Raw genomic sequence first — 26,230 nt, forward strand, 5'->3', positions numbered from 1 at the left:
AAATGCACCCCAACAACGGAACCGACGACTCGGCGATCGGCACACGCCTGCCCGCGCCCGAAGCGCGCTATGACCTTGTCGTGATCGGCGCTGGCCCTGCGGGGATCGCCGCTGCGCGCGAAGGGGCGGCAGCAGGCAAGACGGTGCTGCTGGTGGACGAACACCCCGTGCCCGGCGCGGCGATGGGCAACGATGTGCCGCTGTTCTTCGGCGGCCGCATGACCGCCGCGACCCAGAACGCGGAGCGCATGCTCGAAACGGTGTTCATGAGCGAGCCGGGCCTTGAAGCCGCAATGGAAGCGGGCGTCGAAGTGCTGCTCGGCACCAGCGCATGGGGCGTCTATCGCAACGGCCCCGGCATGGCCGCGCTGCCCGAAGCCGTGGTCGCGCTGGCCGATGCCACGCGCGGCTGGCTGGTCGGCTTCGGTGAACTCGTGCTCGCCACGGGCGCGCGTGATCTTGCCATCGGTTTTCCCGGCTGGAACCAGCCCGGCGTGATGGGGGCTGCCGCGCTCACCATGCTGCTCAGCCGCTATGAGGCCTTTGCGGGCAAGCGCGTGCTGCTGATGGGCAGCCACGATCTGGCGCTGCAAACGGCGCTGCTGGCGCGCGAAAAGGGCGTCGATGTCGCGGGCCTTGTCGAAGTGCGCAGCGCGCCGCAGGGCGATGCCGCGCTGGCAGAGGCTGTCCGCGCCGCGCAGATCCCGTTCTATCTTGATGACGCGGTAGCCGAAGCCAAAGGCGGGATCGACGGCGTGGAAAGCGTGCGCCTGCGTTCGGGGGTAGAGATCGCCTGCGATACCGTGGTCCTGGCCATCGGCCTCGTCCCCTCGATCGAGCTGATTGACGCGATGGGCGGCAAGCGCGTGCTGGATGGCGCGCGCGGCGGCTACATTCCGGGCGAGAACGCAGGCATCCGCTGTGTCGGCGATTGTGCGGGCCTTGCCGATACCGGCTTCGACCACGTGGTCTACCGCATGGAATGGGCGCGCGAACTCGGCAAGCTCTCCGCGCCCGACACCATTGTCTGCCAGTGCGAGGAAGTGACCCGCGCCGATCTGCTCGGCGTGCAGCCGCCGCGCTATCTCGAACGCCCCGCGCCGATGGCTGCGCGTTCGCTCGATACCCTCATCAAGGACGGTCCGCCCAATCCGGATCAGATCAAGCGCCTGACGCGCGCAGGAATGGGCGTGTGCCAGGGCCGCCGCTGCCGGGATCAGGTGGCGATGATGCTGGCGATGGCCGCAGACGGCCCGTTCGGCCTGGTCCCGCTCGCCACCCACCGTGCGCCGGTGCGCCCGCTGCCCTTGCGCATCCTGGCCGATTGGGAAGAGAGCGAGGACATGCGCAGCGGTTGGGACGTGTGGTTCGGCATTCCCACCCAGTGGGTGCCCTACCGCGATATCGACACCCCGCGCGAGCGGGAGCACCAGCAAGCCATCGCCGGGAACATGAGCCTGTGAGCACCTTGAACGCAGGGCGGGAAAACCCGCAGGAAACCATGGCGGCCATCGCAGGCACCGCCAGCGCCATGAAAGTCGTGATCGTCGGCGGCGGCGTGACCGGGCTCAGCGCAGGCTGGTGGCTCGCGCGTTCGGGCGCACAGGTCACCGTGCTCGACAAGGGCATCGTCGGCTGGGAAGCCTCGGGCCGCAATGGCGGCGGCGCTTCGCACTATCAAAGCCCGCTGTTCCTCGAAGAACAGCGCATGTGGCCGCACATGGACGCGCTGCTCGGCTATCCCACCGAGCACCAGAAAGAGCGCATCGTGATGGCGGTGACGGAGAAGCAGCTCCGCCAGTATCACTACATCGCCAAGATGAACAACGAGATGGGCTACCGCGTCGATCTGCTGGAGGCCGATCAGGTCCGCGCGATGGTGCCGCTCGCGGGCGACAATTGCGTGGGCGGGATGCACTACCGCTTCGGCGGCCACGCCAACCCGCAGCGCAGCGTGCAGGCCTATGCGTGGGCTTTGCAGGATTTGGGCGGGCGGATTTATCAGCACAGCCCGGTGACGGACTTCGAGACGCAGGGCGGCAAGGTCGTTGCGGTCCGTGCAGGCGGGGTTCGCCATGAATGCGATGCGGTTGTTGTTGCGGCAGGGCCCCAGATTGCAGGGCTGATGGCCAAGCTCGGCGTCGAAGTCCCGCTTGCGGCCGCGCGCGCCGAAATGATCGTCACCGAACCCGCGCCGATGATGCCCATCGGCGGCGTGGACGGCAACGGGCTCTATGGCCGCCAGACCTTGCGCGGCAACCTCGCCTATGGCGGCGGTCCGCACGAATGGCTCGAAACCTTCGAGGCTGGCCCGCCCGCGCGGCCCAGCTCGCCGCTCACGCGCAATCTTGCGCGCCGGGTGGCGGAACTGTTCCCCAAGGCGGCGCACCTCAACGTGATCCGTTCATGGGCCGGAATTGTCGAAAACTCGCCCGATGGCCGCCCGATCATCGACCGCATGGGCGATCCCGAAAACGTCACCATCGCCACGATGTCCGGCGTCGGCTTCGGCCTTTCGCCCGCATCGGGCCATGCGATCCGCGATCTGGTCGTCGATGGTCAGTGCAGCTTCACCGATATCGCCAAACTGAGCCTTTCGCGCTTCGCCGGGATTGCTCCCGATTGGCGCGAACAGCGCGGGTGGCAACCGCTGAACGCCGAACGCGCGGCATGAAGACGCCCTATTCCGCCTTCAGCCTGCTGCGCGGCGCTTTCAACGGGCAAAAGCACTGGGAACCGGCGTGGCGCGATCCGGAGCCGCGCGCGAGCTATGATGTGATCATCATCGGCGGCGGCGGGCACGGGCTGGCAGCGGCCTACTACCTCGCCAAAGTCCACGGCATCCGCAATGTTGCGGTGCTGGAGAAGAGTTGGATCGGCGGCGGCAATGTGGGGCGCAACACCACGTTGGTGCGCTCCAATTACCGCCTGCCGCAGCTGCACAACCTGTTCGAGTTCGGCCTCAAGCTGTGGCACGGCATGAGCGACGAGCTCAACTACAACGTCATGTTCAGCCCGCGCGGCGCGATGTTCCTGGGCCACAACGATGGCGACATGATCAAGCTGGCCGAGCGCGGCGATGCCATGCGCTGCGACGGGATCGATGCCGAACTGCTCACCCCGAAGCAGATCGCTAAGATCGAGCCGTTGCTCGATCTCTCCCGCAATTCCCGCTTCCCCATCGACGGCGCGCTGATCCAGAGGCGCGCAGGGACGGCCCGCCACGATGCGGTCGCGTGGGGCTATGCCCGCGCGGCGGACGCTCTGGGCGTCGATATCATCCAGAAGTGCGAAGTGACGGGCTTCATCAAGGACGGCAACCGCATCACCGGGGTCGAGACCACGCGCGGCCGCATTCTTGCGGGGCGCACCGGCATCTGCGTCGCGGGCCATAGCGGCCATGTCGCGGGCCTCGCGGGCCTCCGGCTGCCGATTGAATCGCAGACCTTGCAGGCGCTTGTCACTGAAGGCGTCAAGCCGATGGTGCAGTCGGTGATCATGTCGCAATCGCTCCATTGCTACATCAGCCAGTCCGACAAGGGCGGCATCGTGATGGGCGGCGATCCGGACAACTGGCCGAGCTATGCCCGGCGCGGCCAGCCCACGATCAAGGAAGGGGCCATCGCGCAGGCCGTCACCCTCATGCCTGCACTCTCGCGCCTCAGGATGCTGCGCACCTGGTCGGGCGTGACGGACATGAGCTTCGATGGCGCGCCGATCATCGGCACCACGCCGATCGACGGGCTCTACCTCAATGCAGGCTGGTGCTACGGCGGCTTCAAGGCGACCCCCGCCTCGGGCTGGACTTATGCCCACACGCTCGCCACCGGCAAGCCGCACGAATTGAACGCGCCCTTCAGCCTCGAACGCTTCATGACCGGGGCCACCATCGACGAAACTGCGGTCGGCCCCATGCCGAACCACCGCTGAGGCAGGTTCACCATGTACCAGATCACCTGTCCCCACTGCGGCCCCCGCGCCCAGACCGAATTCACCTACGAGCGCACGACCGACTCCGTCGTCGATCCCGCTGCGGATGCCCACGCCGCGATGCAGGCGCTCTATACCCGCGCCAATCCGATGGGGCTGGACGACGAAATCTGGCGCCATACGTATGGCTGCCGCGCGTGGATGGTGCTTACGCGCCACCGCGTGACGCATGAAATCACTGCCGTGAAAGCCATCGGCCCGGAGGCGCTGGCATGAGCGGCCCGAACCGTTCCGCCACTGGCGCGGAAACCATTCCGTTCACCTTTGACGGCACCATCTACCACGCCCAACCCGGCGACACGCTCGCCGCCGCTTTGCTGGCGAACGGCATCGGTCTTGTCGGCCGCAGCTTCAAGTATCACCGCCCGCGCGGGATCATGACCGCAGGGATCGAAGAGCCCAACGCGCTCGTCACCGTCGGCACTGGCGGGCGGGCCGAGCCGAACACTCGCGCGACGGATGTGTTCGTCTATCCCGGCATGGTCGCTCAGAGCCAGAACCGCTGGCCCAGCCTGTCGTTCGACGCCGCGTCGATCTTCGGCCTTGCCGCCCCTGCCTTGAGCGCCGGGTTCTACTACAAGACCTTCTTCGGCCCGGCGAAGCACTGGCTGCGCTACGAAGGCTTCATCCGCCGCGCCGCCGGGCTCGGCAATGCGCCGACCGAAGCGGACCCTGACAACTTCTCCCATCGCGCCGGTTTCTGCGACGTTCTCGTCGTCGGCTCCGGCCCGGCGGGCCTCAAGGCTGCGCTGGAAGCGGCAGAGGCGGGGAGCCGCGTCATGCTGGTCGAGCAGGATAGCGTACCCGGCGGTTCGCTGCTGCGCGATCCCGATCCCGCCATCGATCCTGCCGCCATGATCGAACGGATCGAGGCGCTCGGCGGCAAAGTGCTGCTGCGCACGACGGCGTCGGGCTATTGGGACCACAATTTCCTTACGCTCACCCAGCGCCTTGCCGAACCCGGCGCGGTCCCGCCGCATGGTTTTGCCCAGCGGCTCTGGCACGTGCGGGCAGGGCGGGTGGTGCTCGCCACCGGCCTGATCGAGCGCCCGGTGCCGTTCGCCAACAACGACCATCCCGGCGTCATGCTCAGCCAAGCCGTGCGCAGCTATGTGCGCCGCTGGGGCGTGCTGCCGGGCAAGCGCGTGGTGATCGCCACCAACAACGATGATGCGTACCTGACCGCCGAAGCGCTTGTGGAAGCGGGCGCGGAGGTCGTTGCGCTGCTGGATGCGCGGGCTTCCGGCCCCGCCGCGCCCGCTGGCGTCACCGTCTATCACGATGCGCGCCCCGCCAGCGTCACAGGCCGCAAGCACGGCTTGCGCAAGGTCACCGCCGTGATCGGCGGCAGCGAGCAGAGCTTCGACGCAGACCTCATCGCGGTTTCGGGCGGCTTCGTCCCCGTCTCGCACCTCCACATGCAGGCAGGCGGCAAACTCACCTGGTCCGATGAAGCGCAGGCCTTCATTCCGGGTGAAAACCCGCAGGTGTGCGAGACTGTCGGCAGCGCGCTCAATCCGCCGCCCGCACCGGCCATTGCGCCCGTAGGCAAGGCGAAGAAGAGCTTTGTCGATTTCCAGAACGACGTCAGCCTCGCCGATATCGATCTGGCGTGGCAGGAAGGCTACCGCTCGGTCGAACACCTCAAGCGCTACACCACGCTGGGCATGGCGACCGATCAGGGCAAGACCAGCAACATGACCGCGCTCTCGCGCCTTGCCGAAAAGCAGGGCGTGACCGTGCCGCAGGCCGGTCTCACCACGTTTCGCCCGCCGTACACGCCCGTCACCATGGGCCTCATGGCAGGCGCCGGCGCACGCAATGCGGGGGCACACGTGCGCCGGATCCCCTTGTATGCGCTGCACGAAGCGCAAGAGCCGATCTGGCAGCCGCTGGGCTACTGGTACCGCCCGCGCGCCTATCCGGTGGACGGCGAAGGCCTTGTCGCCGCATCGCTGCGTGAGGCGCAGACCGTGCGCACCGTGGCAGGCCTCAGCGACGTGTCCACGCTCGGCAAGTTCGAAGTCAGCGGTCCCGATGCCGCCGCGCTGCTCGAACTGGTCTGTGCCACCACCGTTGGAAAGCTTGCTGTCGGGCGCGGGCGCTACACTTTCATGCTGCGCGAAGACGGCTTCGTGTTCGATGATGGCACCGTGTGGCGTCTGGCTGAAAACCGCTACCTGCTGACGAGTTCGACCGGCGGCGCAGACCGCATGGCGCACCACATTTCCTATGTGCGCAATTCGCTGCGCCCGGACCTGAAGTGCTCGGTGGTCAACGTGCAGGAGCATTACGCCGGCATCGCGCTGGCTGGCCCGCGCGCCCGCGCGATCCTTGCGGGCCTGATCGGAACCGAACCGCCGCGCCACATGGGCTATGCGCCGGGCGTGCTGGCAGGCACACCGGTCCATGTTCTCGCCGCCAGTTACAGCGGCGAGCGCGCGTTCGAAATCCATGTCGAGGCGATGCAGGCTGCCGAAGTGTGGCGCGCCATCGAAGCCGCGACGCGGGCCGAAGGCGGCGCGCCCTATGGCCTCGAAGCGATGGAACTGCTGCGCATCGAGAAGGGCCATGTGGTCGTCGGCGGCGAAGTCGATGGCCGCTCCACCCCGCACGATCTCGGGCTGGGCGGAATGCTCAACAAGGCGGGCGGTTTCATCGGCGCGGCGGGGCTGACGCGGCCTGCGCTCAGCGCCCCGAACCGCAACAACCTCGTCGGCCTTGTCAGCCTCGATGGGCCGATCCCCGAAGGCGGGATGCTGATCCAGCACGCGGGCCAATCGCCGCAGGGCCATGTCACGGCCGCCGCGCGCCGCATTCTGGAGGGCGGGGCCATCGCGCTCGCGCTGCTGGAGGGCGGGCACAAGCGCCACGGCGAGGAATTGATCGTGACCTCACCCACGCGCGGCGAAAAGGCCCGCGTGCGCGTCACCTCGCCGCACTTCTACGATCCTGCCGGGGAACGCTACCGTGACTGACGCCACCTCGATCACCATGCTCCCCGCCGCGCCGCTCCACGCGCTGGAACTCTGGAGCAATCCGCAGGCGGTGGCCACGCGCGTGCACAAGGCGCTGGGCTTTGCGCTGCCCGCCATGGGACGCAGCGCCGCCAATGCCGCCATCACCCTGATGCGCTTTGAGCCGACCGTGTGGCTGGCCGAAGGTGACGTTTCGGTTCTGGCCGATACGCTCGGCGATGATGGTGCGCTCACCGCGATTGGCGGGGGGATCGTGCGGTTCCGCCTCGCCGGGCCGCATTGGCGCGAGCTGCTGCTTGAAGGCGGCGTGTTCGATACCAGCCCTGCGGCTTTCCCGGTGGGCGCGACGGCGGCCACTGTGATCGACCATGTCGGCGTGCGGCTCTGGGCCGAAAGCGCCGACGCCTGCGTGGCTTTTGTGCCCGCCAGCTTTGCGCAAGGCCTGCACCACTTCTGGGATGATGCCCTGCCGCTGCTGGGGGCTTGAGGGCCGCGAGGGAAGGTGCCTGACCGCTCTGGATCCCCGCCTGCGCGGGGATCCAGAGCGGCATGGCTACACGCGTTCGATCAGTGGATCCGCGCGCCCTGCCGCCGCAATTCGGCCTGCACCGCGCCGATATCCACCGCCGCAAAATCGCGCCCGGTCTTCACCGCAATCGCCGCCGCGACGCCTGCGCCCTGGCCAGATACGGCGCAGCACATCATGTTGCGCACCGCCGCATGGCTCACCTTGTCGCCGCCGATCACGCGGCCCGCGACTAGCAGGTTCCGGATGCCCTTGGGCAACAGCGAACGATAGGGCACGTGGAAATAGCGCCCCGTGGTGGGCAGGATCAGCAGCCCGTAGCCGTCGATGAATTCCGGGAAGATGCCGATGGAATCGTCGAACCGGCCTTGACCGCGCACATCATCGCCGGTCATGTTGTAGGCCGCATCGATCTTGCGCGTGTCGCGCACGCCCAGTGTCATCCCGAAGTTGCGCAGCTTGGCTCCCTCGCAGCCCGGCATGAAGCCGCGCAGCGCGGCAATCGCGTGCATCGCATCAGCACGCCCATCCATCTCGCCGCGCGTCAGGCTGTCAGGGTCGGTGCCATCGAGGTAGTGGTGAACGAGGTTGAGGTAGGTGAGGTCGCCCTGATCGGAAACCGTGCCCCATGTGCCCGCGATGGTCGCGAGATTGGGCGGCAGCAGTCCGGCTTTCAGCGCCTGCCGGAAGGGCTTCCTGAGGAACGGCGAGAACATCGCGTCCTCCTTGCCGCTCGTGGTGATGTCCCACTCGCCGCCGCCGGACCAATCACCATACGTCTGCGGATCTTCCTTCACGGCGTCGATGAAGCGCGTCTTGTTGACGCCGCTCATCGAGAACATGACCGAGACCGACATCATCTCATCCACCGGATGCTTGATCGTCGGCGCACCGCCGCGATGGGCAAGGTCGGCGTCTCCGGTCGCGTCGATCACACGGGCGGCAAGAATAGCCTCCCGCCCCGCCTTGCTTTCCACGATCACGCCCTTGATCGTATCGCCTTCCATGATGGGCGCGACGACGAGGCGGTGCAGCATGGGGATCACGCCTGCCTCGGTCACCAGCACGTCGGCGACGTGCTTGAATGCTTCGGCATCGAGCGCGTGGCTGATCGATTGCGGTTCGGGCAGGGCGGCATCCATGGCGACCGCACGGTCCTCGAACTCGCGCCCGATGCCTTCGCTGTCGATGGTTTCAGGGTGGCGGTACCAGGCAAAGCCTTCAACGCCGACTTGGGTGATATTGCCGCCAAAGCAGCCATAGCGTTCAACGAGTGTGGTCTTCACGCCCGCGCGGGCAGAGGCGAGCGCGGCGGCAAGTCCGCCGGGGCCTGAACCCACCACGAGCACGTCGGTCTCGTGGATCACATCGATCCGGCGGGCGGGTTCTTCGATCTGTTTTGTCATGGTCGCAGAGCATGACGCCTGCGCGGGGTTGGTCAACCGGCCGGGGGGCTGCCGGTTGCCACTTAGCAAGTCTGATGTGGAGGTTCAGTTCATGTGATGGGTAGTCAGACGCGGCGGATGCGGGAGGGATCGGACATGGGCGTAGTGACTCGGTGGCGCGTCTCCACCTTCCACTCGCCTGAAACTTGCGCGACATGCGCCTGACGTTGGAGCGCGCGGCCCAGCGCTTCGAGATCGAGCGGGTGATCAAGCTGCATGCCGAAGGTGTGGCCACCATACCAGCGGACAATGCCGGTCGCTTCCTGCTCGCCCGGCAGCACGACAGTGACGTGCTCGCCGCGCACCGGGGCAGGCCCACGCGCGCTGGCGCCAAGTCCGATCTCGGAGACGTTGCGGATTACGATGTCCTGCACCTCGCCATCACGGTGAACAAGCCGCGCACGGATGATGCGGGGCTGGCGCTGCGGCCGGGCCACCTGATGTTCCGGGACAATGGGAGCCATGAACGACATTGATCGTACCACTGCCTTGCATCTAGCCGATCAGCGCAAGCACTGCGCCTTCAGACCACAATGGACCGAAACCGGTAAACGATCCGTTATGGATCTAGGTGGAATTGCCCAGTTCCAGCAATAAATTTACACAATCTTGGTTGGCGCCCCGGTTTTTGACCGGAGCGCCGTCTTGCCAAGTCTTCAGGCCGCGTCGACCATGACGATCTCGCTGTCCTCCAGCGCGGTCACGCGCAGTTCCTCTACATCGCTGATCGCCGCGCCATCGCGGGCATTCACGGTCACGCCCTCGATCCTGACCGCGCCCGTCGCCGGGACGAGGTAGGCGCGGCGGGCAGACCCCAGCGGATAGATCGCGGTCTCGCCCGCGCGCAGCGCCGCGCCCAGCACGCGTGCATCGGTGCGGATCGGCAGCGCATCGCCATCACCTTCATAACCGGAGGCCAGCGCCACGAACTGCCCGGCCCGCTCGCCTTTGGGGAAGGGCCGCGCGCCCCAGCCCGGTGCTTCGCCGCTGCGGGTGGGCATGATCCAGATCTGGAAGATGCGGGTGGTGACGTCCTCCATGTTGTATTCCGAATGGCGGATGCCGGTGCCCGCGCTCATCACCTGCACGTCGCCCGCTTCGGTCCGGCCCTTGTTGCCAAGGCTGTCCTGGTGCGTGATCGCGCCTTCGCGCACGTAGGTGATGATTTCCATGTCGCGGTGCGGGTGCGGCGGGAAACCGCTTTTCGGCGCGACGGTATCGTCGTTCCAGACGCGCAGGTTCCCCCAGTTCATCCGCGCCGGATCGTGATACCCGGCGAACGAGAAGTGGTGCTTGGCATCAAGCCAGCCGTGGTTCTCACCGCCGAGGCTGGCAAAGGGACGCAGTTCGATCATGGCCTGTTCTCCTTTCGCGCCCCCGCTCTCAGTGTAGGGCAGGGCGCTTGCGTTGGAGCCGATATAGCGCTTGCCGGCTTACCTGCTCAGTGGGATAAAGTGCACTCATTTGTTCGAAAGATCAGAACAATGCCCACGCCCGGCACCCCCACCCTCGATCAGCTGCGCATCTTCCTCACCATAGTTGATACCGGCAGCTTCGCCCGCGCCGCGCGCACGCTGGGCCGCGCGGTTTCGGCGATCAGCTATGGGGTCGCCAATCTCGAAGCGCAGCTTGGCGTCTCATTGTTCGACCGGGAAGGCACACGCAAACCCCAGCTCACCGTGGCGGGCCGCGCGCTGCTGGCCGAAGCGCGCGCCATTGCCCAAGGCGTCGACAGCTTGCGCGCCAAAGTGAAAGGCCTGCTGGAAGGTCTGGAGGCCGAAGTCGATCTGGCGGTGGACGTCATGGTCCCGCCCGAACGCCTCGCGGCCGTGCTGCGCGGATTTGCGGGCGCGTTCCCCACGGTCCAGCTGCGCCTGCATGTCGAAGCGCTTGGCGCGGTCAGCGCAATGGTGCTGGCGCGCACGGCCACCATCGGCATCTCCGGCCCGCTCGCCGCCGAAGTTCCCGAGATCGAGGGCAGGGTGGCGGGGGCCACGCTCCTCGTCCCCGTTGCCGCGCCCGATCATCCGCTGGGCCGCATGACCGAGATTCTGCCCGGCGCTGGCAGGGACTATATCCAGCTCGTGCTCTCGGACCGCTCCGGCACGACGGCGGGGCGCGATTTCGGCGTGGTCAGCCCGAAGACCTGGCGATTGGCGGATCTGAGCGCCAAGCACGCCCTGCTGCGCGAAGGGATCGGCTGGGGCAACATGCCGCTGCCAATGGTGGAAGGCGATCTGGCGGCGGGCACGCTCACGCGCCTCGCCATGCCCGATCACCCCGGCGGTGCCTATCGCTTCACCGCGATCTGGCGGCGGGATTGCCCGCCGGGGCCAGCCGCGCAGTGGCTGCTCGATCAGTTTGTCACGCTGGGCGAAAGCGACGCAAGCATCGTCCCCGATATCTGACGCTCAGCCGACCCCCGCCGCGAAATCCTTCAGCATCTGCTTCGCGATGACGAGCTGCATGATCTGCGTGGTGCCTTCGTAGATCCGGTAGATGCGCGCATCGCGGAAGAAGCGCTCGGCCTCGTATTCCGCCAGATAGCCCGCGCCGCCGTGGATCTGCACGCAGCGGTCCGCCACGCGCCCGCACATTTCGGAGGCGAACATCTTGAAGGCGGCGGCTTCCATCAGGATCTTCTGCCCGAAATCGGCCTTCGCGATGGCGTCGCGCATCATGCACTGCGCGGCGTAGATCTCGGCCTGGCTGTCGGCCAGCATCGCCTGGATCAGCTGGAACTGGGCAATCGGTTCGCCAAAGGCCTTGCGTTCATTGGCATAGCGGATTGCGGTATCGAGGAACCGCCGCGCCTGCGCCGTCGCCGCCGCGCCCACCGAAAGCCGCCCGTTGTCGAGGCTCTGCATCGCGGTGGCAAAGCCCCGGCCCTCCTCGCCGCCGAGCAGCGCATCGCCTGGCACGAACACGTCTTCCAGAATGAGGTCGCCGATATGGCTGCCTTGCTGGCCCATCTTCCGGTCAGACTTGCCGCGCGTGACGCCCGGTGTGTCGAGCGGCACGAGGAAGGCCGAAACGTGCGCGTTCCTCGGCAGGTTTTCCTTGGAGGTGCGGGCCATGATCAGGCCAACTTTGGCGTAGGGCGCGTTGGTGATGTAGCGCTTTGTGCCATTGAGCACGTAGCCGTTGCCCGAACGCACCGCCATCGTGGCAAGCCCCGCCGAATCCGAGCCCGAACCGGGTTCCGTCAGCCCGAATGCGGCAATGTCGCCCGCCGCGAGCCGGGGCAGCCACTGCGCCTTCTGCTCCGGCGTGCCCGCGTTCTTGATCGCCGAGCAGACCATGCCGATGTTGATCGAGATGATCGAGCGGAACGCGGGCATCGCATAGCTGATCGCGTGGATCGTCTCGATATACTGGCTGATGTTCATGCCTGCGCCGCCGTATTCCTCGGGCATGGTGAGGCCGAACAGGCCCATCTCGCGCATTTCGGCCAGCAGTTCCTCGGGAATCGCGTCACCCGCGATCACGTCTGCCTCGGCGGGAATCAGCCGTTCGCGCACATAGCGCTGCAACTGTTCGAGGAACTGGGCAAAGACTTCGGGGTCCATGCCGGGATTGGCGCCGGAATTGCGGGGCGCAGTGCTCATCGGGTCATCCTCGTTATTGTTCTGTCATTCCAACGCTAGCCAAGAAATGCTGGCGGGGGAATTGCCGTTTGTAGGCACCGATGAGGGCTAATGCGTAGCTTCCCGGTGAGGCAGTTTCAGCCACAAAGGTGCCATGCAGCCCGGACCATGTTGAAACGCGTCGAAACCTCCGAGCTCCGGCTTGGCATGTACATCCACAAGCTGGAGGGGAGCTGGTTCAAGCATCCCTTCTGGAAGAGCAAGTTCGTGCTCGAGGAAATGTGGATGCTCGAGGCGCTGCAGGGCAGCGCGGTCGAGGCCGTGATCATCGATACCGAGCGCGGGCTCAATAATGTGCCTGAACGCGAAACCGCGCACGTCGGTGCCTCGGCGCAGGCTTCAACCGGCAGCGCCGCGCCGCCTCAGGCGCGCGGGATGTCGCTCGCGCCGCCGCGCCCCGCCGCCAACAAGTTTGCCGCCGCGCGGGTCGCCACCGCCAAGGAATTCGGCACCGCGCGCAAGATCGCCGATCGCCATGCCAAAGTCGTGAGCCGCGTGTTCATCGAAGCCCGCCTCGGCCGCGGCATCAGCGCGCGCACCGTCGATCCGCTGATCGATGACATCTACGCCTCGGTCCAGCGCAACATCTATGCCTTCAACGGCCTGCTGCGCTGCCGCGAGGACAGCGAGGAAACCTATCGCCACGCGCTTGCCACCAGCGCGCTGATGATCGCGCTCGCCCGGCAGATGAACCTTTCCGCCGCCGAAACGCGCGAGGCAGGCATGGCCGGCCTGCTGATCGATATCGGCGCGAGCCAGGAAACCGGCGGCCCGCCGCATCCGGCGGATATCTGGGCTGGACCTGCCTCCGATCTTGAAACCGATGCGCATTGCCAGCACGTGCTGGCAGGCCACGCCCTGCTCAAGGCAGCGGGCGATATTCCCGAGGCCGTGCTCAAGGTCTGCCTGCGTCATCACGAACGGCTCGATGGCTCGGGTTACCCGCATCGCCTTTCCGGCAGCGACATCGATCAACTCTCGCGCATGGCCGCAATCTGCGACACGTATGACCTGCTCGTCTCGGGCAGCAATGGCAGTTCCGGGGGCAGTTCCGGGGGCAGTTCCGGGGGCAGTTCCGGGGGCCATCCCGGGCTCGATCCGGCGGAGGCGATCCGCCACATGGGCGAGCACTGCGACGGCCTCGATCCGGCGATCATGGTCGATTTCATCGAGATGGTCGGCATCTATCCGATCGGCGCATTTGTCGAGCTGCGCTCGGGCCGGCTGGCCATGGTGGTTGATGAAGACCCCACCGAACGCGCGCTGCCCACGGTCTATACGTTCTGGTCAAGGCCGCTCGAACGCAAGATCAAGGGCGAAGTGATCACGCTTTCGCAGTGCTACGGCGCGGACGAGATCGTCGGCATTGCCCAGCTCGGCGGGCTCGATCTGCCGCCGCTCGGTGCGCTGCGCCAAACGCTGCTGACAAGTTATACGCGGGCTGCTGCGGCCTGATCCGAGGCGTTCTGCCCCAGCAGGTCCAGCGCCAGCGCCTCGGCCACGCGGATGCCGTCCACGGCGGCTGAAAGAATGCCCCCTGCATAGCCTGCGCCTTCGCCTGCCGGGTAGAGCCCCTGCGTATTGAGGCTTTGCAGATCCGCCCCGCGCGTGATCCGCACTGGCGATGAGGTGCGCGTTTCCACCCCCGTCAGCACCACATCCGGGTGATCATAGCCCGGCATCTGGCGGCCGAACACCGGCAGCGCCTCGCGCATCGCGGCCACGGCGTAATCGGGCAGGCACTGCGCCAGATCGGTCGGCTTCACGCCGGGCTGATACGAAGGCGTGATCGAACCGAACGCGGTGGAGGGCCGCCCGGCAAGGAAATCCTCCAGCCGCTGGCCCGGCGCCTGATAGTTGGAGCCGCCAGCGGTGAATGCCAGTTCTTCCCACTTGCGCTGAAACGCCACGCCCGCCAGCGGCCCGCCGGGATAATCGCGCTCCGGATTGATATCGACGACAAGGCCGGAATTGGCATTGAACTCGGCGCGCGAATACTGGCTCATACCATTGGTCACCACGCGCCCCGGCTCGGATGCTGCCGCCACCACGCGCCCGCCCGGGCACATGCAGAAGCTGTAGACCGAACGCCCCGCGCTCGTCTGGTGCGCCAGCGAATAGGCTGCCGGGCCAAGGATCGGATTGCCCGCGCCGGGGCCATAGCGCGCGACATCGACCAGCCGCTGCGGATGTTCTATGCGCACCCCCACGGCAAAGGGCTTGGCCTCGATATGCACGCCCGCGCTGTGCAGCACGGCAAAGGTATCGCGCGCTGAATGGCCCACCGCCATGATCACGCGCCGCGCCGGAAGCACTTCGCCGGTTGAGAGGACGAGGGCTTCCAACTGGCGTTCGCCGCGTTCGTTCTGGCCAATGACGAAGTCGTCGACCCGCGTCTCGAACCGGTATTCGCCGCCCAGCGCCTCGATCGTCTCGCGGATCGACATGACCATCGTGACGAGGCGGAAGGTGCCGACATGCGGGTGCGCTTCGGTGAGGATCTCGGGCGGTGCGCCCGCCTTCACGAACTCGGTCAGCACCTTGCGCCCCAGATGACGCGGATCCTTGATCCGGCTGTAGAGCTTGCCATCGGAAAAGGTGCCTGCGCCGCCTTCGCCGAACTGCACGTTCGATTCCGGGGTCAGCTCGCTGCGCCGCCACAGCGCCCAGGTGTCCTTCGTGCGCGCGCGCACCGCTTTGCCGCGCTCGATGATGATGGGTTTGAGGCCCATCTGCGCAAGGATCAGCGCCGCCAGCAGTCCGCACGGCCCCGCGCCGATCACCACCGGGCGCGGACCCTGCCAGCCTGCCGGGGCCGTCACCGGAAAACGATAGGCCGTATCGGGGGAAGGGCGCACCTGCGTATCCCCGGCATGGCGCGCCAGTACTGCCGCTTCATCCACCACGCTGGCATCGATGGCATAGACCAGCTTGATCGCGCTCTTGCGCCGCGCATCGTTGCCGCGCTTCGCCACGGCATAGCGCAGCAGCTCTGCAGGCTCGATCTCCAGCCGCTCGGCAATGGCGGCTTCAAGCTCGGCGGGGGTGTGATCGAGGGGAAGCTTGAGTTCGGTGAGGCGCAGCATGAACGCTTCCCTAGTCGCCCAGCGGGCGCGGGGAAAGCGTCAGTGCATGTGGCCCGTAACAATCGCGTCGAACACCGCTTCGTGCAGCGGCTCGGCGAACACGCAGCCAGCCTCAAAGCGATCGACCCAGACCACTTTGGCCTGACGCGGCGGCAGGCCGGGAAGTGTGATCCACACGCATTCGCCCACGCGCAGCCGCTCCATGCCCGCCAGCCGCAGCCCATGCCGCGAAAGATCGAGGATTTGTGCTGCGAGCCGCACGATCGTGCGCCGATACTGCACGCGCACCATCAGCGGGCGCCGTTCGGACTGGCGCTCCTGCTGCGGTCGCTGGGCAGGCATTTCGGCGGACATGCTATCTCCGGACAGGTCCCTGAACGGGATCAGTGAACGCTATAGAACCACAATGACTACAAATTCTTTAACCGGATGGAAATTATGGCGAGCAGCGCAATTGCGCGCTATCGCATGGGCATGAGCACGACCCTGCACACATACTGGCGGTCTTCGGCGGCATGGCGGGTGCGCACCGCGCTCGCGTTCAAGGGCGTGCAATGGGAAGCGGTGCCGCATGATCTGCGCGCCAATGCGCAGTCCGCGCCCGACTATGTCGCGCGCAATCCGCAAAGGCTGGTCCCGGCGCTGGAGATCGACGGCGCGGTGCTGACGCAGAGCCTGGCGATCATCGAATACCTTGAGGAGCGCTTTCCCGAGCCGCCGCTGCTGCCTGCCGATCTGCTGGAGCGGGCGCGGGTGCGCGCCTTCGCGCTGGCGGTGGCGTGCGATATTCACCCGGTGCAGAACTTGCGCGTGCTGCGCATGCTCAAGAAACGGGGGTTGGATCAGGCGGTGATTGACGCATGGGCCTGCGAAGTGATCGAAAGCGGCCTTGCCGCCTGTTCGCGCCTGATTGCAGATCGCAGCGGCCCGTTCTGCTTTGGTGACAAGGTCACGCTGGCGGATGTGGTCCTGATCCCGCAGATGGCCAATGGCCGCCGGTTTGGTGCGCGGGTTGATTTTCCCCGGCTCGAAGCCATCGAAGCCGCCGCCCTCGCGCATCCGGCTTTTGCGGCGGCGCGCCCGGAAGCGCAGGCAGACGCGGATCCGGCGTGATCGACCCAGCCGGGCCTTGATCCGGCAAGATTGACATTCCCGGCATGGGGGCGAAAGCTGCGCTCATGTCCATGCGCTTTGCCCTTCTCGCCGCCGCCGCAACGGTGGCCATCCTCATCACTGGCCCTGCCAACAGCGCGCCCAAGGCGGCTGCCGATCCCGCCGCCGCATTGCAGCAGCGCCTGCTCACGCTCGATTCCCACCTCGATACGCCCGCCTCGTTGGTGCTGCCGGGCTGGTCGATCATGGATGCGCATACGGTGCAGGGCGATTACACGCAGGTCGATCTGCCGCGCATGAAGCGGGGCGGGCTCGATGGCGGGTTCTGGGCGATCTATACCGCACAAGGGCCGCTCGATGCCGAATCCACCCGCAAGGCGCGCGATTTTGCACTGATGCGGGCCGCCGCGATCCGCGAAATGGTCGCCGCCCACCCTGAAAGCTTCGCGCTGGCGAGCAAGGCGGCCGATGCCGCCGCGATCAAGGCGAGCGGCAAGCGCGTGGTCTATCTCTCCATCGAAAACGCCTGGCCGCTAGGCGATGACCCGACACTTCTGCGCAGCTTTCACGCGCTTGGCGTGCGCATCGCCGGTTTCGCGCATTTCCGCACCAACCAGTTTGCCGACAGTTCGACCGACAAGGCCAAATGGGACGGGCTCAGCCCGCTTGGCGTCCAGCTGCTTGCCGAAATGAACCGCCTCGGCGTCGTCCCCGATCTCTCGCACAGCTCCGACCGGGCGCTCGATGATGCGCTGCGCCTTTCGAAGACACCGCTCGTCCTCACGCATTCGGGCTGCAAGGCGATCTTCGATCACCCCCGCAACGTGGACGACGCGCACCTGAAGGCGCTGGCTGCAGCAGGCGGCGTCATCCAGATCAACTCGGTCTATGTGAAAGGCCTCAAGCAAAGCCCCGAGCGCGAGGCCGCGATGAAGTCGCTGGAGGCGAAGTACCCCGAAGACAAGGCCATGACCGCCGCAGAACGGCAGGCCATGCTCGCCGAGCGCCGCGCGATCGATGCCATGTATCCCGAACTGCGTGCCGGCTTCGATGACGTGATGGCCAACCTGCTCCACGCCATCAAGGTCGCGGGGATCGACCATGTCGGCATCGGCCTCGACTGGGATGGCGGCGGCGGCGTGACCGGCCTTGAGGACATTGTCGATCTGCCGAAGATCACCAAGGCCCTGCTTGCGGCGGGGTATACCGAGGCGGACGTGGCGAAAGTCTGGTCGGGCAATGTGCTGCGCGTTCTCGTCGCCGCAGAAGCAGAAGCAGAAGCCGAAGCCGAAGCTGAAGCTGAAGCTGGGCGCGAGAAGACCTAGCGCACGAGCGGCTTCAGCCCGAGGTGCCCGGCCAGCACCTTGAGATCGCGCTCCACGCCTTCGTTCACCAGCACCGCCGTTCGCGGCTGCACTTCCAGCACCAGTGCGCCATGTTCCACGCGCAGCGCGCTGCCGCTGATCCCGGCTGCGGTGTTGCCGCTGAAGCGGCGGCACAGCCGGGTCGCGAGGCCCCAAGCCTGCGCCTCGCGCAGCTGCTCCGGCGTTGCCAGCCGTGCCAGTTCTGCCGGAAGATCAGCGCGCCCGGTGTTGGCGATCATGGCCGCTGCGAGCATTGCGCGGTCTGCCGGGCTGGCCCCGATCCAGCGTTTGCGCAAAGCCCAGTCGCGCGCGAGATCGCCGCGCAAATTGGGTTCGACCATCGCGGACGCGAGGCACAGCATGGTTGCCGTCAGGCGCAAGTGTTCGCTGCCCGTTGCCGTCTCGGCAGACCGCGCCGCGCCGGTCCACCCCGTCACCATCGCCGCGGTTCCGGCGGCAATGCCGTATTCGCTGGTGAACGCTGCGGCGCCCGCGACGAGCGGATCCTGCATCTGCACGCCCGGCGGCATCCGTTCCCACAGCAGCCCTTCGCGCAGCCCCCACGAGGAGAACACGAGGCGGCCCGGTTGCAGCGCGCGGATCAGCACGAACAGCAGCGCCGCCGTATTCGGCAGGGCGGCAAGGCGCGAGCTGGAGAGGCCGGGCACCGGCGTGAGCGTTTCGGGCTTGCGGCGCGCGAGGGTCTTGGCGATGGCCTGCGCCTGCGCCGCACCAATTTCGAAGCCGTGCGGATCGTCAATTGGCCAGCCGGTTGCGACCATCGCATGGCGGGCAAAGGCGCGCAGCGATCCGCCAACGAGATAGAGCGTCGAGCCCGGTGCCGCGCGCCAGTCCGCGCGCTTGAGCATTCGCGCGATGGTTTGGCCGAAGGCGCGTTCGCCGCCTGCACGCAGCGCAGCAAGCCGCAGCGTGCCAAGTGGCAGCGATGTGCCGTGCCGGCATCCCGCCGCATCGACATCGACCAGTTCGAGGCTCCCTCCGCCCAGATCGCCGACTACGCCGTCCGCCTGCGGAAATGCGCCGATTACGCCGTGTGCGCTGGTCACGGCTTCCTCCTCGCCGCTCAGCAGGCGGGGGGTAAGGCCGAGTGCGCGAATCTTGTCGAGGAACTCCGCCCCGTTTACCGCATCGCGCACCGCCGCCGTCGCCACGACCTCAACCTCGTTGATGCCCTTGAGATCGAGGAGCGTGCGGTACCGTGCAAGGCTGGCCAGGGCGGCTGCCGAAGCCCGGCCGCCCAGCTTGCCGTTCTCGGCCACGCCTTTTCCCAGCCGCGCGGTGACTTTCTCGTTGTGCAGCACATCGGGCGCGCGCGCGGGGCCGCCATAGATGACCAGACGCACGGTGTTCGAACCGATGTCGATGATCGCCCGGGTGGGGACATAGGCAGAGGTGCGGGTGATGCGGGTCATGCCACGGGCCGGATCATGGCAGGGGGAGCGCTGGTGTTTGCCCGCCGCGCCGCAGGGCCAGCTTGGGCACCTTGCGGCCCTTGCCCAACGCCGCGCCGCGCCCTGAGAGCGAAGGGTTGGTCATGAAATAGCGGTGGACATTGAACGGCTTCGGCCCCGGATCGGCGCGGTGATACGTACCGTCCGGATCGAGAATCCAGCTTTGTTCGGTATCGAGCAAGTTGGCGAGCATGACCTGATCGAGCACCTGATCGTGTACGGTGGAGTTCCGGATCGGCACGAGCACTTCCACGCGCCGATCAAGATTGCGCGTCATCCCGTCAGCCGAGGAAATGAACACCCGCGCGCGCCGGTTGGGCAAGGGGGCGCCATTGCCAAAGGCCCAGATGCGGCTGTGCTCAAGGAACCGGCCGATCACCGACTTGACCCGGATGGTCTCCGAAAGCCCCGGAACGCCCGGCCGCAGGCAGCAGATGCCGCGCACGATGAGGTTGATTTCGACCCCCGCAGCGCTGGCAGCATAGAGCCGGTTGATCAGCTGGCTGTCGGTCAGCGAATTGAGCTTGGCCCAGATCGCCGCCGGCTTGCCCGCTCCGGCCAGCGCAATCTCGCGGTCGATGCATTCATACAGCTTGCGGCGCACCCCGATGGGCGCAATCGCCAGCATTTCGGTGGCCTTGGGTTCAATATAGCCGGTGATGAAGTTGAACAGCAGGCCCGCATCGCGCCCGAACTTCGGATCTGCGGTGAAGAAGCTGAGGTCGGTGTAGATCCGCGCCGTCACCGGGTGATAGTTGCCCGTGCCGAAGTGGCAGTAGGTGCGGTAGCCTTCGCCTTCGCGCCGCACGACCATCGAGACTTTGGCGTGGGTCTTCCAGTCGACGAAACCGTAGATCACCTGAACCCCGGCGCGCTCCAGCTGGCTCGCCCAGTGGAGGTTCTGCTCCTCGTCGAAGCGGGCCTTCAGTTCGACCACTGCCGTCACCGATTTGCCCGCTTCGGCGGCCGCGATCAGCGCTGCGATCACCGCCGATTGCTTGCCCGCGCGGTAGAGCGTCTGCTTGATCGCAACGACATCGGGATCGGAAGCGGCCTGCCGCAGGAAATCGACCACCACGTCGAAGCTTTCGAACGGGTGGTGGATCACCAGATCCTTGGCGCGGATTGCGGCGAAGCAATCGCCGTCATGCTCGCTCACGCGTTCGGGATAGCGGGGGATATACGGCTCGAACTTGAGCTCGGGCCGGTCGGTATCGACGATGGCGGAAAGCCCGTTCATCGCCAGCAACCCGCCCGCCTTGATCACCATGGCATGATCGAGCCGCAGCTTGTCGCGCAGCAGCGCCTCGGCGTCGGGGTCGAAGTTTTCCTGCACTTGCAGCAGGATCACCCTGCCGCGCCGCCGCCGCTGGATCGCGGTGCGGAAATAGCGCACGAGGTCTTCGGCGTCTTCCTCCACCTCGATATCGCTGTCGCGCAGCACGCGGAACGTGCCGTGGCCCTGGATGCGAAAACCGGGAAAGAGCTTTCCGGCCCCGCGCAGGACCAGTTCCTCGATGCTGATCCAGCAGGACGGTTCGCCCGGAAGCCGCACGAAGCGGGGCAGCGCGGGCGGCACGAGGATCATTTCGGTCACCGCTTCGCCGTCCGCCACGCGCGTGAGGGTGAAGAGGATGCCGGTTCCCTGATTGTTGATGAAAGGGAAGGGGTGCGCCGGGTCGATCGCCTGCGGGGTCAACGCGGGGAAGACGTGTTCCTCGAAATAGTGTGCCAGCCAGTCTGACTGCACCTTGTCCAGCTTGCGGTTGCCGATGATGCGGATACCGGCGCTGTCGAGCTGTTCTGTGAGGCTGGCGAGGATCGCCTGCTGGGCGCGGACCAGTTCCTCCACGCCCTTGTAGGCGGCCTGCAATTGCTGCGCCGGGGTCAGGCCGTCGATCGAAAGCTCGTCGATCCCCTGCCGCACTTGCGCGGCAAGCCCTGCGACGCGCACCATCATGAATTCGTCGAGATTGCTGCCCGAGATCGAGAGGAAGCGCAGGCGTTCCAGTACCGGGTAGTTGGTGTTCTCCGCTTCGGCGAGCACGCGCCGGTTGAACGCGAGCCAGCTCAACTCCCGGTTGAAAAAACGATAAGTGGGCGCGGCTGCCGCGCTTGCTGGGCGCGGCTTGGCGGCGGCTGCAATCCTGCTTGCCGCTGTGTACGGATCATCCATGGCCCAAGCTCCCCCGTGCGGCCGCCGGAATGCGGCGGATCGCGGCGCGGCATGGTGGCCGATTGCGACAGAGCGATGACATGCACGCGGCATAGCACGAGGCAGGGCGGGATAGGCAAGGGGCGCGCCGGGTTTTTGCCGGTCCATCGCGCCGGGTTTTGCTCGGCGCGAAAGAAGCTGGCCATGGCACTACTCGGCTTGTGACGAATTATGTCTACTCATTTGGTCGAGATTTTGCCTCACTTGGTCGCGCGGCTATTCTCTACCTTTGAAGTGGAGTTAATGTGGGCCGCGGCGAGAGCGAGCTGATTCGAAGTGAGGTGAGGACCAGTGAGCAAGCCCAAAGCGGCTCATGCGGTAGCTTAACTTCATGGCGGTGAAGCAAAACTCTAATGTCTATTTTTTTAATTGAGTTTAGTGACGACCCGACGCCGCAAGGCTGACGCAAACGGGAGTACAACGCATGACCGATCCCCATTCCACGCCCTTCCGTCAGCCCGGGCGCGTTGTTGCCCGGCGCGCTTTCGTGGCTGGTTCGCTGGCGCTGGGTCTGCTGCTGGCGGGTTGTTCGGGCGGCGGCTCCAAGCCGGGCGCGGTCGAGCTTACCAACGTTTCCTACGATCCCACGCGCGAGCTTTATCAGGCGATCAATCCGGCCTTCGCCGCCTTCTGGAAGCAGAAGACCGGCAAGGACGTGACCTTCCGCATGAGCCATGGCGGTTCGGGCAAGCAGAGCCGCGCGATCATCGACGGGCTGGAAGCTGATGTCGCGACGCTGGGGCTGGCCTATGACATCGATGCGATTGCGCAGAAGGGCAAGCTGCTCCCCGCCGATTGGCAGAAGGCCCTGCCGGACAACAGCGCGCCGTACACTTCGACCATCGTGTTCCTCGTGCGCAAGGGCAATCCCAAGGGCATCAAGGACTGGGGCGACCTGATCAAGCCGGGCGTCGAGGTGATCACGCCCAATCCCAAGACCAGCGGCGGCGCGCGCTGGAACTTCCTGGCGGCTTGGGCCTGGGGCAAGAAGACAGGCGGCTCCGATGCGGCTGCCGAAGCTTATGTGAAGCAGCTGTTTGCCCATGTGCCGGTGCTCGATAGCGGCGCGCGCGGTTCGACCACCACGTTCGTCGAACGCGGCATCGGCGATGTGCTGATCTCGTGGGAAAACGAAGCGTTCCTCGCCGAAAAGAAGCTGGGCAAGGGCAAGTTCGAGATCGTCGCGCCTTCGCTGTCGATCCTCGCCGAACCTTCGGTTGCGGTTGTCACCGCGAATGCGAAGAAGCACGGCACCAGCGAAGTGGCCGAAGCCTACTTGCGCTATCTCTATACGCCCGAGGCGCAGACCGCCATCGCGCACAATTTCTACCGCCCGCGCGATGCGGCCATCGCCGAGCAGTTCAAGGCGCAGTTCCCCGCGATCCCGATGGTCACCATCGACAAGGATTTCGGCGGCTGGGCTGCGGCGCAGAAGACCTTCTTCGACGATGGCGGTGTGTTCGACCGCGTTTCCGCCAAGAAGTAGGCGCTGCGTTTCATGTCAACCACCACCCCACGCTGGCGGCAGCCATCCGTCCTGCCCGGCTTCGGCCTCAGCTTCGGCTTCACGCTTGCGTGGCTTACGCTGATCGTGCTGATCCCGCTCGCCACAATCTTCCTGAAGGCGGCGGGCATGGGCTGGGCGGAATTCGTCGCGGTCGGTTTCAGCCCGCGCGCGATGGCCGCATATCGGCTGAGCTTCGGCACGGCGGCGGCGGCGGGCCTCGTCAACGCCGGGTTCGGCCTGATCGTGGCGTGGGTGCTGGTGCGCTACAGCTTTCCGGGCAAGCAGGTCGTCAGCGCGCTGGTTGACTTGCCTTTCGCGCTGCCGACTGCGGTTGCAGGCATTGCGCTCACCGCGCTTTATGCGCCCGAAGGCTGGATCGGCCAGTATCTCGAACCGCTCGGCATCAAGGTGGCCTTCACGTTCATCGGCATCACTATCGCGCTCGTGTTCATCGGGCTGCCGTTCGTGGTCCGCTCGGTCGAACCCGTGCTGGCCGATCTTGGCCGCGAGGTCGAGGAAGCCGCCGCCACGCTCGGTGCCAGCCGCTGGCAGACTTTCCGCCATGTCATCTTTCCCGCCATCGGCCCGGCGCTGCTCACCGGCTTCGCGCTCGCCTTCGCGCGCGGGGTTGGGGAATATGGCTCGGTGATCTTCATTTCGGGCAACATGCCCGGCCGCACCGAAATCGCGCCGCTGCTGATCGTCACTCAGCTTGAGCAATATGCCTATGCCGGGGCCACTGCCATCGCCACGGTGATGATGCTCGCCTCGTTCGCGGTGCTGCTGCTGATCAACCTGATCCAGGCTGCCAGCCGCCGGAGGATCGGCGGATGACCATGACACCTACCACCGAAGCGCCCGTCACGCGCGTCGTGCTGATCGGCACCGCGCTGGTCTTCCTCGGCTTCTTCCTGCTGCTCCCGCTGCTGGCGGTGTTCAGCGAGGCGCTGAAGCAAGGCGCAGGCCCGTTTCTGGATGCGCTGCACACGCCCGATGCGCTGGCTTCGATCCGGCTCACGCTGATCATCGCGGCCATTGCCGTGCCGCTCAACGTCGTCTTCGGGATTGCCGCCAGCTGGGCGATCACCAAGTTCCAGTTCCCCGGCAAGGCGCTGCTGATCACGCTGATCGATCTGCCGTTCTCGGTCTCCCCGGTCGTCTCGGGCCTGATCTTCGTGCTGCTGTTCGGTGCCAACGGCCTGTTCGGCGCATGGCTGGCCGAGCACGACCTCAAGATCATCTTCGCGGTGCCCGGCATCGTGCTGGCCACCGTGTTCATCACGTTCCCGTTCGTTGCGCGCGAACTCATCCCGCTGATGATGGAGCAGGGCAAGGACGACGAGGAAGCCGCGATCTCGCTTGGCGCTTCGGGCTGGCAGACGTTCTGGCATGTCACGCTGCCGAACATCCGCTGGGGCCTGCTTTATGGCGTGCTGCTGTGCAATGCGCGCGCGATGGGCGAGTTTGGCGCGGTCTCGGTCGTCTCGGGCCATATCCGGGGCGAGACCAACACGATGCCGCTCCATGTCGAGATTCTCTACAACGAGTACGATTTCGTCGGCGCCTTCGCGGTTGCCTCTCTCCTCGCGCTGCTCGCACTGGTGACGCTCGTCGCCAAGACCGTGCTTGAGTGGCGCTTCGGCCTCCATGCAGGAGCACGGCATTGATCCACCTTCGCGGCATAACCAAGCGCTTCGGCGATTACCCGGCGCTCCACGGCATCGATCTCGATGTCGCGCCCGGTGAATTCATCGCGCTGCTCGGCCCCTCCGGCTCGGGCAAGACGACGTTGCTGCGCATCATTGCGGGGCTGGAATTCCAGGACGCGGGCACGGTGCTCCTCGGCGGCGAGGACGTGTCCACCATGCCCGTCGCCCAGCGCCATGTCGGCTTCGTGTTCCAGCACTATGCGCTGTTCCGCCACATGACTGTGGCCGACAACGTCGCTTTCGGCCTCAGCGTGCGCCGGGGCAAGAACCGCATGGCCAAGCCCGCAAGGCAGGCCCGCGCCGAGGAACTGCTGCGCCTCGTCCAACTGGAAGGCCTCGGCAGCCGTTATCCGGGCCAGCTTTCGGGCGGACAGCGCCAGCGCGTCGCGCTCGCACGCGCGCTCGCCATCGAACCGCGCCTGCTGCTGCTCGATGAACCCTTCGGCGCGCTCGATGCCAAAGTCCGCAAGGACCTGCGCCGCTGGCTGCGCGATCTGCACAAGCAGATGGGCCTCACCTCGATCTTCGTGACGCACGATCAGGAAGAAGCCCTCGAACTGGCAGACCGCGTCGTGGTGATGAACCAGGGCCGGATCGAGCAGATCGGCGCGCCCGACGCAGTCTACATGAACCCGGAAACCCCGTTCGTTTCGCATTTCGTGGGGGAAACCAACCGCATTCCGGGCGCGGCTGGGGAACTGCATTTCCGCCCGCACGAGATCACCGTCACGCCCGATGGCAGCGAAGCGCTGCTTGTCGACAACGTGTTCCGCAAGGGCGCGGTGTGGCGGATCGAGGGCTTGCTTGCCGGTAGCGGCCTGTTCGTCGAGCTCGATCTGCCCGCAACCCAGCCCGCACCCGCGCTGGGCGAGACGGTCCGCTTCCATCCCCATCGTGCCCGCATTTTCAACGCAGCTGGAGAGCAAACCCAAGGAGGACATCCATGACCACACCTGCCGCGCCGTCCAGTTCGGGCAATGCCGACGTGCAGCGCCACCTCGAAGAAAGCCTTGCCAGCGTGCGCGAGGCGCTCACCGGGCTGCGCTTCGGCACTGTCGCGCTGACGATCCACGAAGGCCGCGTCGTCCAGATCGACGTGACCGAGAAGAAGCGCCTCAAGCCAAGCTGATACCCCGTCCAACCCGCTTTCCTGCCAACCAACCTTATCACCCAACTCT

23 protein-coding genes and 1 pseudogene are annotated in these 26,230 nt (G+C 66.2%); 16 read left to right on the plus strand and 8 right to left on the minus strand.

The features are described from left to right. The first annotated feature begins 2 nt into the window (after window positions 1–2). From CFE35_RS01510 to CFE35_RS01535, 6 genes are read left to right on the plus strand one after another with little or no spacing between them, the layout of a single operon-like run. Window positions 3–1,463, plus strand: a complete 1,461-nt coding sequence (locus CFE35_RS01510; RefSeq protein WP_292927212.1) for an NAD(P)/FAD-dependent oxidoreductase — start codon at window positions 3–5, stop codon at window positions 1,461–1,463. Further along, window positions 1,460–2,674, plus strand: coding sequence for an FAD-dependent oxidoreductase (locus tag CFE35_RS01515; RefSeq protein ID WP_292927214.1), 1,215 nt, complete (start codon window positions 1,460–1,462; stop codon window positions 2,672–2,674). Before CFE35_RS01510 ends, CFE35_RS01515 begins: the two co-directional genes overlap by 4 nt. After that, entirely contained in the window at window positions 2,671–3,930 is a 1,260-nt protein-coding gene (locus CFE35_RS01520; protein WP_292927216.1) for a sarcosine oxidase subunit beta family protein, read from the plus strand. Before CFE35_RS01515 ends, CFE35_RS01520 begins: the two co-directional genes overlap by 4 nt. A gap of 12 nt (window positions 3,931–3,942) precedes the next feature. Next, complete coding sequence (locus tag CFE35_RS01525; RefSeq protein ID WP_292927218.1) at window positions 3,943–4,206, plus strand: sarcosine oxidase subunit delta; 264 nt, start codon at window positions 3,943–3,945, stop codon at window positions 4,204–4,206. Next, window positions 4,203–6,968: a 2Fe-2S iron-sulfur cluster-binding protein gene (locus CFE35_RS01530; RefSeq protein WP_292927220.1), complete on the plus strand. Its 2,766-nt coding sequence runs from the start codon at window positions 4,203–4,205 to the stop codon at window positions 6,966–6,968. Before CFE35_RS01525 ends, CFE35_RS01530 begins: the two co-directional genes overlap by 4 nt. Beyond that, the gene (locus tag CFE35_RS01535; RefSeq protein ID WP_292927222.1) at window positions 6,961–7,455 is read left to right on the plus strand and encodes a sarcosine oxidase subunit gamma family protein; all 495 of its coding nucleotides are present in this window, start codon (window positions 6,961–6,963) and stop codon (window positions 7,453–7,455) included. Before CFE35_RS01530 ends, CFE35_RS01535 begins: the two co-directional genes overlap by 8 nt. Window positions 7,456–7,535: 80 nt before the next feature. Here CFE35_RS01535 and CFE35_RS01540 read toward each other — a convergent pair whose 3' ends face one another. The 3 genes from CFE35_RS01540 to CFE35_RS01550 form a co-directional block, all read right to left on the minus strand. Next, entirely contained in the window at window positions 7,536–8,900 is a 1,365-nt protein-coding gene (locus CFE35_RS01540) for an FAD-dependent oxidoreductase (protein WP_292927224.1), read from the minus strand. A gap of 104 nt (window positions 8,901–9,004) precedes the next feature. Next, on the minus strand, window positions 9,005–9,376 hold the full coding sequence (locus CFE35_RS01545; protein WP_292927226.1) for a PilZ domain-containing protein: 372 nt from the start codon (window positions 9,374–9,376) through the stop codon (window positions 9,005–9,007). 219 nt (window positions 9,377–9,595) lie between these two features. After that, window positions 9,596–10,294, minus strand: a complete 699-nt coding sequence (locus CFE35_RS01550; RefSeq protein ID WP_292927228.1) for a pirin family protein — start codon at window positions 10,292–10,294, stop codon at window positions 9,596–9,598. A gap of 129 nt (window positions 10,295–10,423) precedes the next feature. Between CFE35_RS01550 and CFE35_RS01555 the strand changes: the two genes are divergently transcribed. Continuing rightward, on the plus strand, window positions 10,424–11,347 hold the full coding sequence (locus CFE35_RS01555) for a LysR family transcriptional regulator (RefSeq protein WP_292927230.1): 924 nt from the start codon (window positions 10,424–10,426) through the stop codon (window positions 11,345–11,347). A 3-nt stretch (window positions 11,348–11,350) separates the two neighbouring features. Here the strand turns inward: CFE35_RS01555 and CFE35_RS01560 are convergent, their stop codons facing one another. After that, window positions 11,351–12,547 (minus strand): acyl-CoA dehydrogenase family protein, encoded by a 1,197-nt coding sequence (locus CFE35_RS01560; protein ID WP_292927232.1) that lies wholly within the window; start codon window positions 12,545–12,547, stop codon window positions 11,351–11,353. A gap of 147 nt (window positions 12,548–12,694) precedes the next feature. Here CFE35_RS01560 and CFE35_RS01565 point away from each other — a divergent pair, with 147 nt between their 5' ends. Further along, a complete protein-coding gene (locus tag CFE35_RS01565) occupies window positions 12,695–14,041 on the plus strand; it encodes an HD-GYP domain-containing protein (RefSeq protein ID WP_292927234.1) in 1,347 nt (448 codons plus the stop codon). Here CFE35_RS01565 and CFE35_RS22505 read toward each other — a convergent pair. Beyond that, complete coding sequence (locus tag CFE35_RS22505) at window positions 14,017–15,039, minus strand: FAD-dependent protein (protein WP_366557101.1); 1,023 nt, start codon at window positions 15,037–15,039, stop codon at window positions 14,017–14,019. The two genes, CFE35_RS01565 and CFE35_RS22505, sit on opposite strands and share 25 nt — an antisense overlap. 99 nt (window positions 15,040–15,138) lie before the next feature. Between CFE35_RS22505 and CFE35_RS22510 the strand changes: the two are divergent. Beyond that, window positions 15,139–15,498, plus strand: a pseudogene (locus CFE35_RS22510) (hypothetical protein); the annotation flags it as partial. 213 nt (window positions 15,499–15,711) lie between these two features. Here the strand turns inward: CFE35_RS22510 and CFE35_RS01575 are convergent. Further along, window positions 15,712–16,026 carry a PilZ domain-containing protein gene (locus tag CFE35_RS01575; RefSeq protein ID WP_292927238.1) on the minus strand — a complete coding sequence of 105 codons (315 nt, stop codon included), beginning with the start codon at window positions 16,024–16,026 and terminating at the stop codon, window positions 15,712–15,714. Between the two features lie 120 nt (window positions 16,027–16,146). Here CFE35_RS01575 and maiA point away from each other — a divergent pair, with 120 nt between their 5' ends. Both maiA and CFE35_RS01585 read left to right on the plus strand, forming a co-directional pair. Next, window positions 16,147–16,785, plus strand: a complete 639-nt coding sequence (gene maiA / locus CFE35_RS01580; protein ID WP_292927240.1) for a maleylacetoacetate isomerase — start codon at window positions 16,147–16,149, stop codon at window positions 16,783–16,785. 71 nt (window positions 16,786–16,856) lie between these two features. Beyond that, window positions 16,857–18,110 carry a dipeptidase gene (locus CFE35_RS01585; RefSeq protein ID WP_292927757.1) on the plus strand — a complete coding sequence of 418 codons (1,254 nt, stop codon included), beginning with the start codon at window positions 16,857–16,859 and terminating at the stop codon, window positions 18,108–18,110. Here the strand turns inward: CFE35_RS01585 and CFE35_RS01590 are convergent. Together CFE35_RS01590 and CFE35_RS01595 are read right to left on the minus strand one after the other, a co-directional pair. Next, complete coding sequence (locus tag CFE35_RS01590) at window positions 18,107–19,582, minus strand: exopolyphosphatase (RefSeq protein ID WP_292927242.1); 1,476 nt, start codon at window positions 19,580–19,582, stop codon at window positions 18,107–18,109. The two genes, CFE35_RS01585 and CFE35_RS01590, sit on opposite strands and share 4 nt — an antisense overlap. Before the next feature lie 13 nt (window positions 19,583–19,595). Further along, entirely contained in the window at window positions 19,596–21,797 is a 2,202-nt protein-coding gene (locus CFE35_RS01595) for an RNA degradosome polyphosphate kinase (protein WP_292927244.1), read from the minus strand. 463 nt (window positions 21,798–22,260) lie between these two features. On the opposite strand from CFE35_RS01595, the gene CFE35_RS01600 reads away from it, so the two are divergent. The 5 genes from CFE35_RS01600 to CFE35_RS01620 are packed head-to-tail and all read left to right on the plus strand — an operon-like array spanning window position 22,261 to window position 26,181. Then, window positions 22,261–23,322 (plus strand): sulfate ABC transporter substrate-binding protein, encoded by a 1,062-nt coding sequence (locus tag CFE35_RS01600; RefSeq protein WP_292927246.1) that lies wholly within the window; start codon window positions 22,261–22,263, stop codon window positions 23,320–23,322. A gap of 12 nt (window positions 23,323–23,334) precedes the next feature. Then, complete coding sequence (gene cysT, locus CFE35_RS01605) at window positions 23,335–24,177, plus strand: sulfate ABC transporter permease subunit CysT (protein WP_292927248.1); 843 nt, start codon at window positions 23,335–23,337, stop codon at window positions 24,175–24,177. Further along, complete coding sequence (gene cysW / locus CFE35_RS01610; protein ID WP_292927250.1) at window positions 24,174–25,010, plus strand: sulfate ABC transporter permease subunit CysW; 837 nt, start codon at window positions 24,174–24,176, stop codon at window positions 25,008–25,010. Before cysT ends, cysW begins: the two co-directional genes overlap by 4 nt. After that, window positions 25,007–25,999: a sulfate ABC transporter ATP-binding protein gene (gene cysA / locus CFE35_RS01615; protein ID WP_292927252.1), complete on the plus strand. Its 993-nt coding sequence runs from the start codon at window positions 25,007–25,009 to the stop codon at window positions 25,997–25,999. Before cysW ends, cysA begins: the two co-directional genes overlap by 4 nt. Beyond that, on the plus strand, window positions 25,996–26,181 hold the full coding sequence (locus CFE35_RS01620) for a YezD family protein (protein ID WP_292927254.1): 186 nt from the start codon (window positions 25,996–25,998) through the stop codon (window positions 26,179–26,181). The genes cysA and CFE35_RS01620 overlap by 4 nt, the downstream gene beginning before the upstream one ends. Window positions 26,182–26,230: the final 49 nt, after the last annotated feature.

The sequence above is a fragment of the Novosphingobium sp. PASSN1 genome, assembly GCF_002278815.1.

Bases quoted from the DNA above. Each gene is read 5' to 3' on its own strand.
- CFE35_RS01530 (WP_292927220.1), top strand. From the start codon at position 4,203: ATGAGCGGCCCGAACCGTTCCGCCACTGGCGCGGAAACCATTCCGTTC.
- maiA (WP_292927240.1), top strand. From the start codon at position 16,147: ATGAGCACGACCCTGCACACATACTGGCGGTCTTCGGCGGCATGGCGG.
- CFE35_RS01540 (WP_292927224.1), bottom strand. From the start codon at position 8,900: ATGACAAAACAGATCGAAGAACCCGCCCGCCGGATCGATGTGATCCAC.
- CFE35_RS01585 (WP_292927757.1), top strand. From the start codon at position 16,857: ATGCGCTTTGCCCTTCTCGCCGCCGCCGCAACGGTGGCCATCCTCATC.
- CFE35_RS01560 (WP_292927232.1), bottom strand. From the start codon at position 12,547: ATGAGCACTGCGCCCCGCAATTCCGGCGCCAATCCCGGCATGGACCCC.
- CFE35_RS01600 (WP_292927246.1), top strand. From the start codon at position 22,261: ATGACCGATCCCCATTCCACGCCCTTCCGTCAGCCCGGGCGCGTTGTT.
- CFE35_RS01525 (WP_292927218.1), top strand. From the start codon at position 3,943: ATGTACCAGATCACCTGTCCCCACTGCGGCCCCCGCGCCCAGACCGAA.
- CFE35_RS01575 (WP_292927238.1), bottom strand. From the start codon at position 16,026: ATGTCCGCCGAAATGCCTGCCCAGCGACCGCAGCAGGAGCGCCAGTCC.
- CFE35_RS22505 (WP_366557101.1), bottom strand. From the start codon at position 15,039: ATGGTCATGTCGATCCGCGAGACGATCGAGGCGCTGGGCGGCGAATAC.
- CFE35_RS01595 (WP_292927244.1), bottom strand. From the start codon at position 21,797: ATGGATGATCCGTACACAGCGGCAAGCAGGATTGCAGCCGCCGCCAAG.
- CFE35_RS01565 (WP_292927234.1), top strand. From the start codon at position 12,695: ATGTTGAAACGCGTCGAAACCTCCGAGCTCCGGCTTGGCATGTACATC.
- cysT (WP_292927248.1), top strand. From the start codon at position 23,335: ATGTCAACCACCACCCCACGCTGGCGGCAGCCATCCGTCCTGCCCGGC.
- CFE35_RS01550 (WP_292927228.1), bottom strand. From the start codon at position 10,294: ATGATCGAACTGCGTCCCTTTGCCAGCCTCGGCGGTGAGAACCACGGC.
- CFE35_RS01555 (WP_292927230.1), top strand. From the start codon at position 10,424: ATGCCCACGCCCGGCACCCCCACCCTCGATCAGCTGCGCATCTTCCTC.
- CFE35_RS01590 (WP_292927242.1), bottom strand. From the start codon at position 19,582: ATGACCCGCATCACCCGCACCTCTGCCTATGTCCCCACCCGGGCGATC.
- CFE35_RS01510 (WP_292927212.1), top strand. From the start codon at position 3: ATGCACCCCAACAACGGAACCGACGACTCGGCGATCGGCACACGCCTG.
- cysW (WP_292927250.1), top strand. From the start codon at position 24,174: ATGACCATGACACCTACCACCGAAGCGCCCGTCACGCGCGTCGTGCTG.
- CFE35_RS01520 (WP_292927216.1), top strand. From the start codon at position 2,671: ATGAAGACGCCCTATTCCGCCTTCAGCCTGCTGCGCGGCGCTTTCAAC.
- CFE35_RS01620 (WP_292927254.1), top strand. From the start codon at position 25,996: ATGACCACACCTGCCGCGCCGTCCAGTTCGGGCAATGCCGACGTGCAG.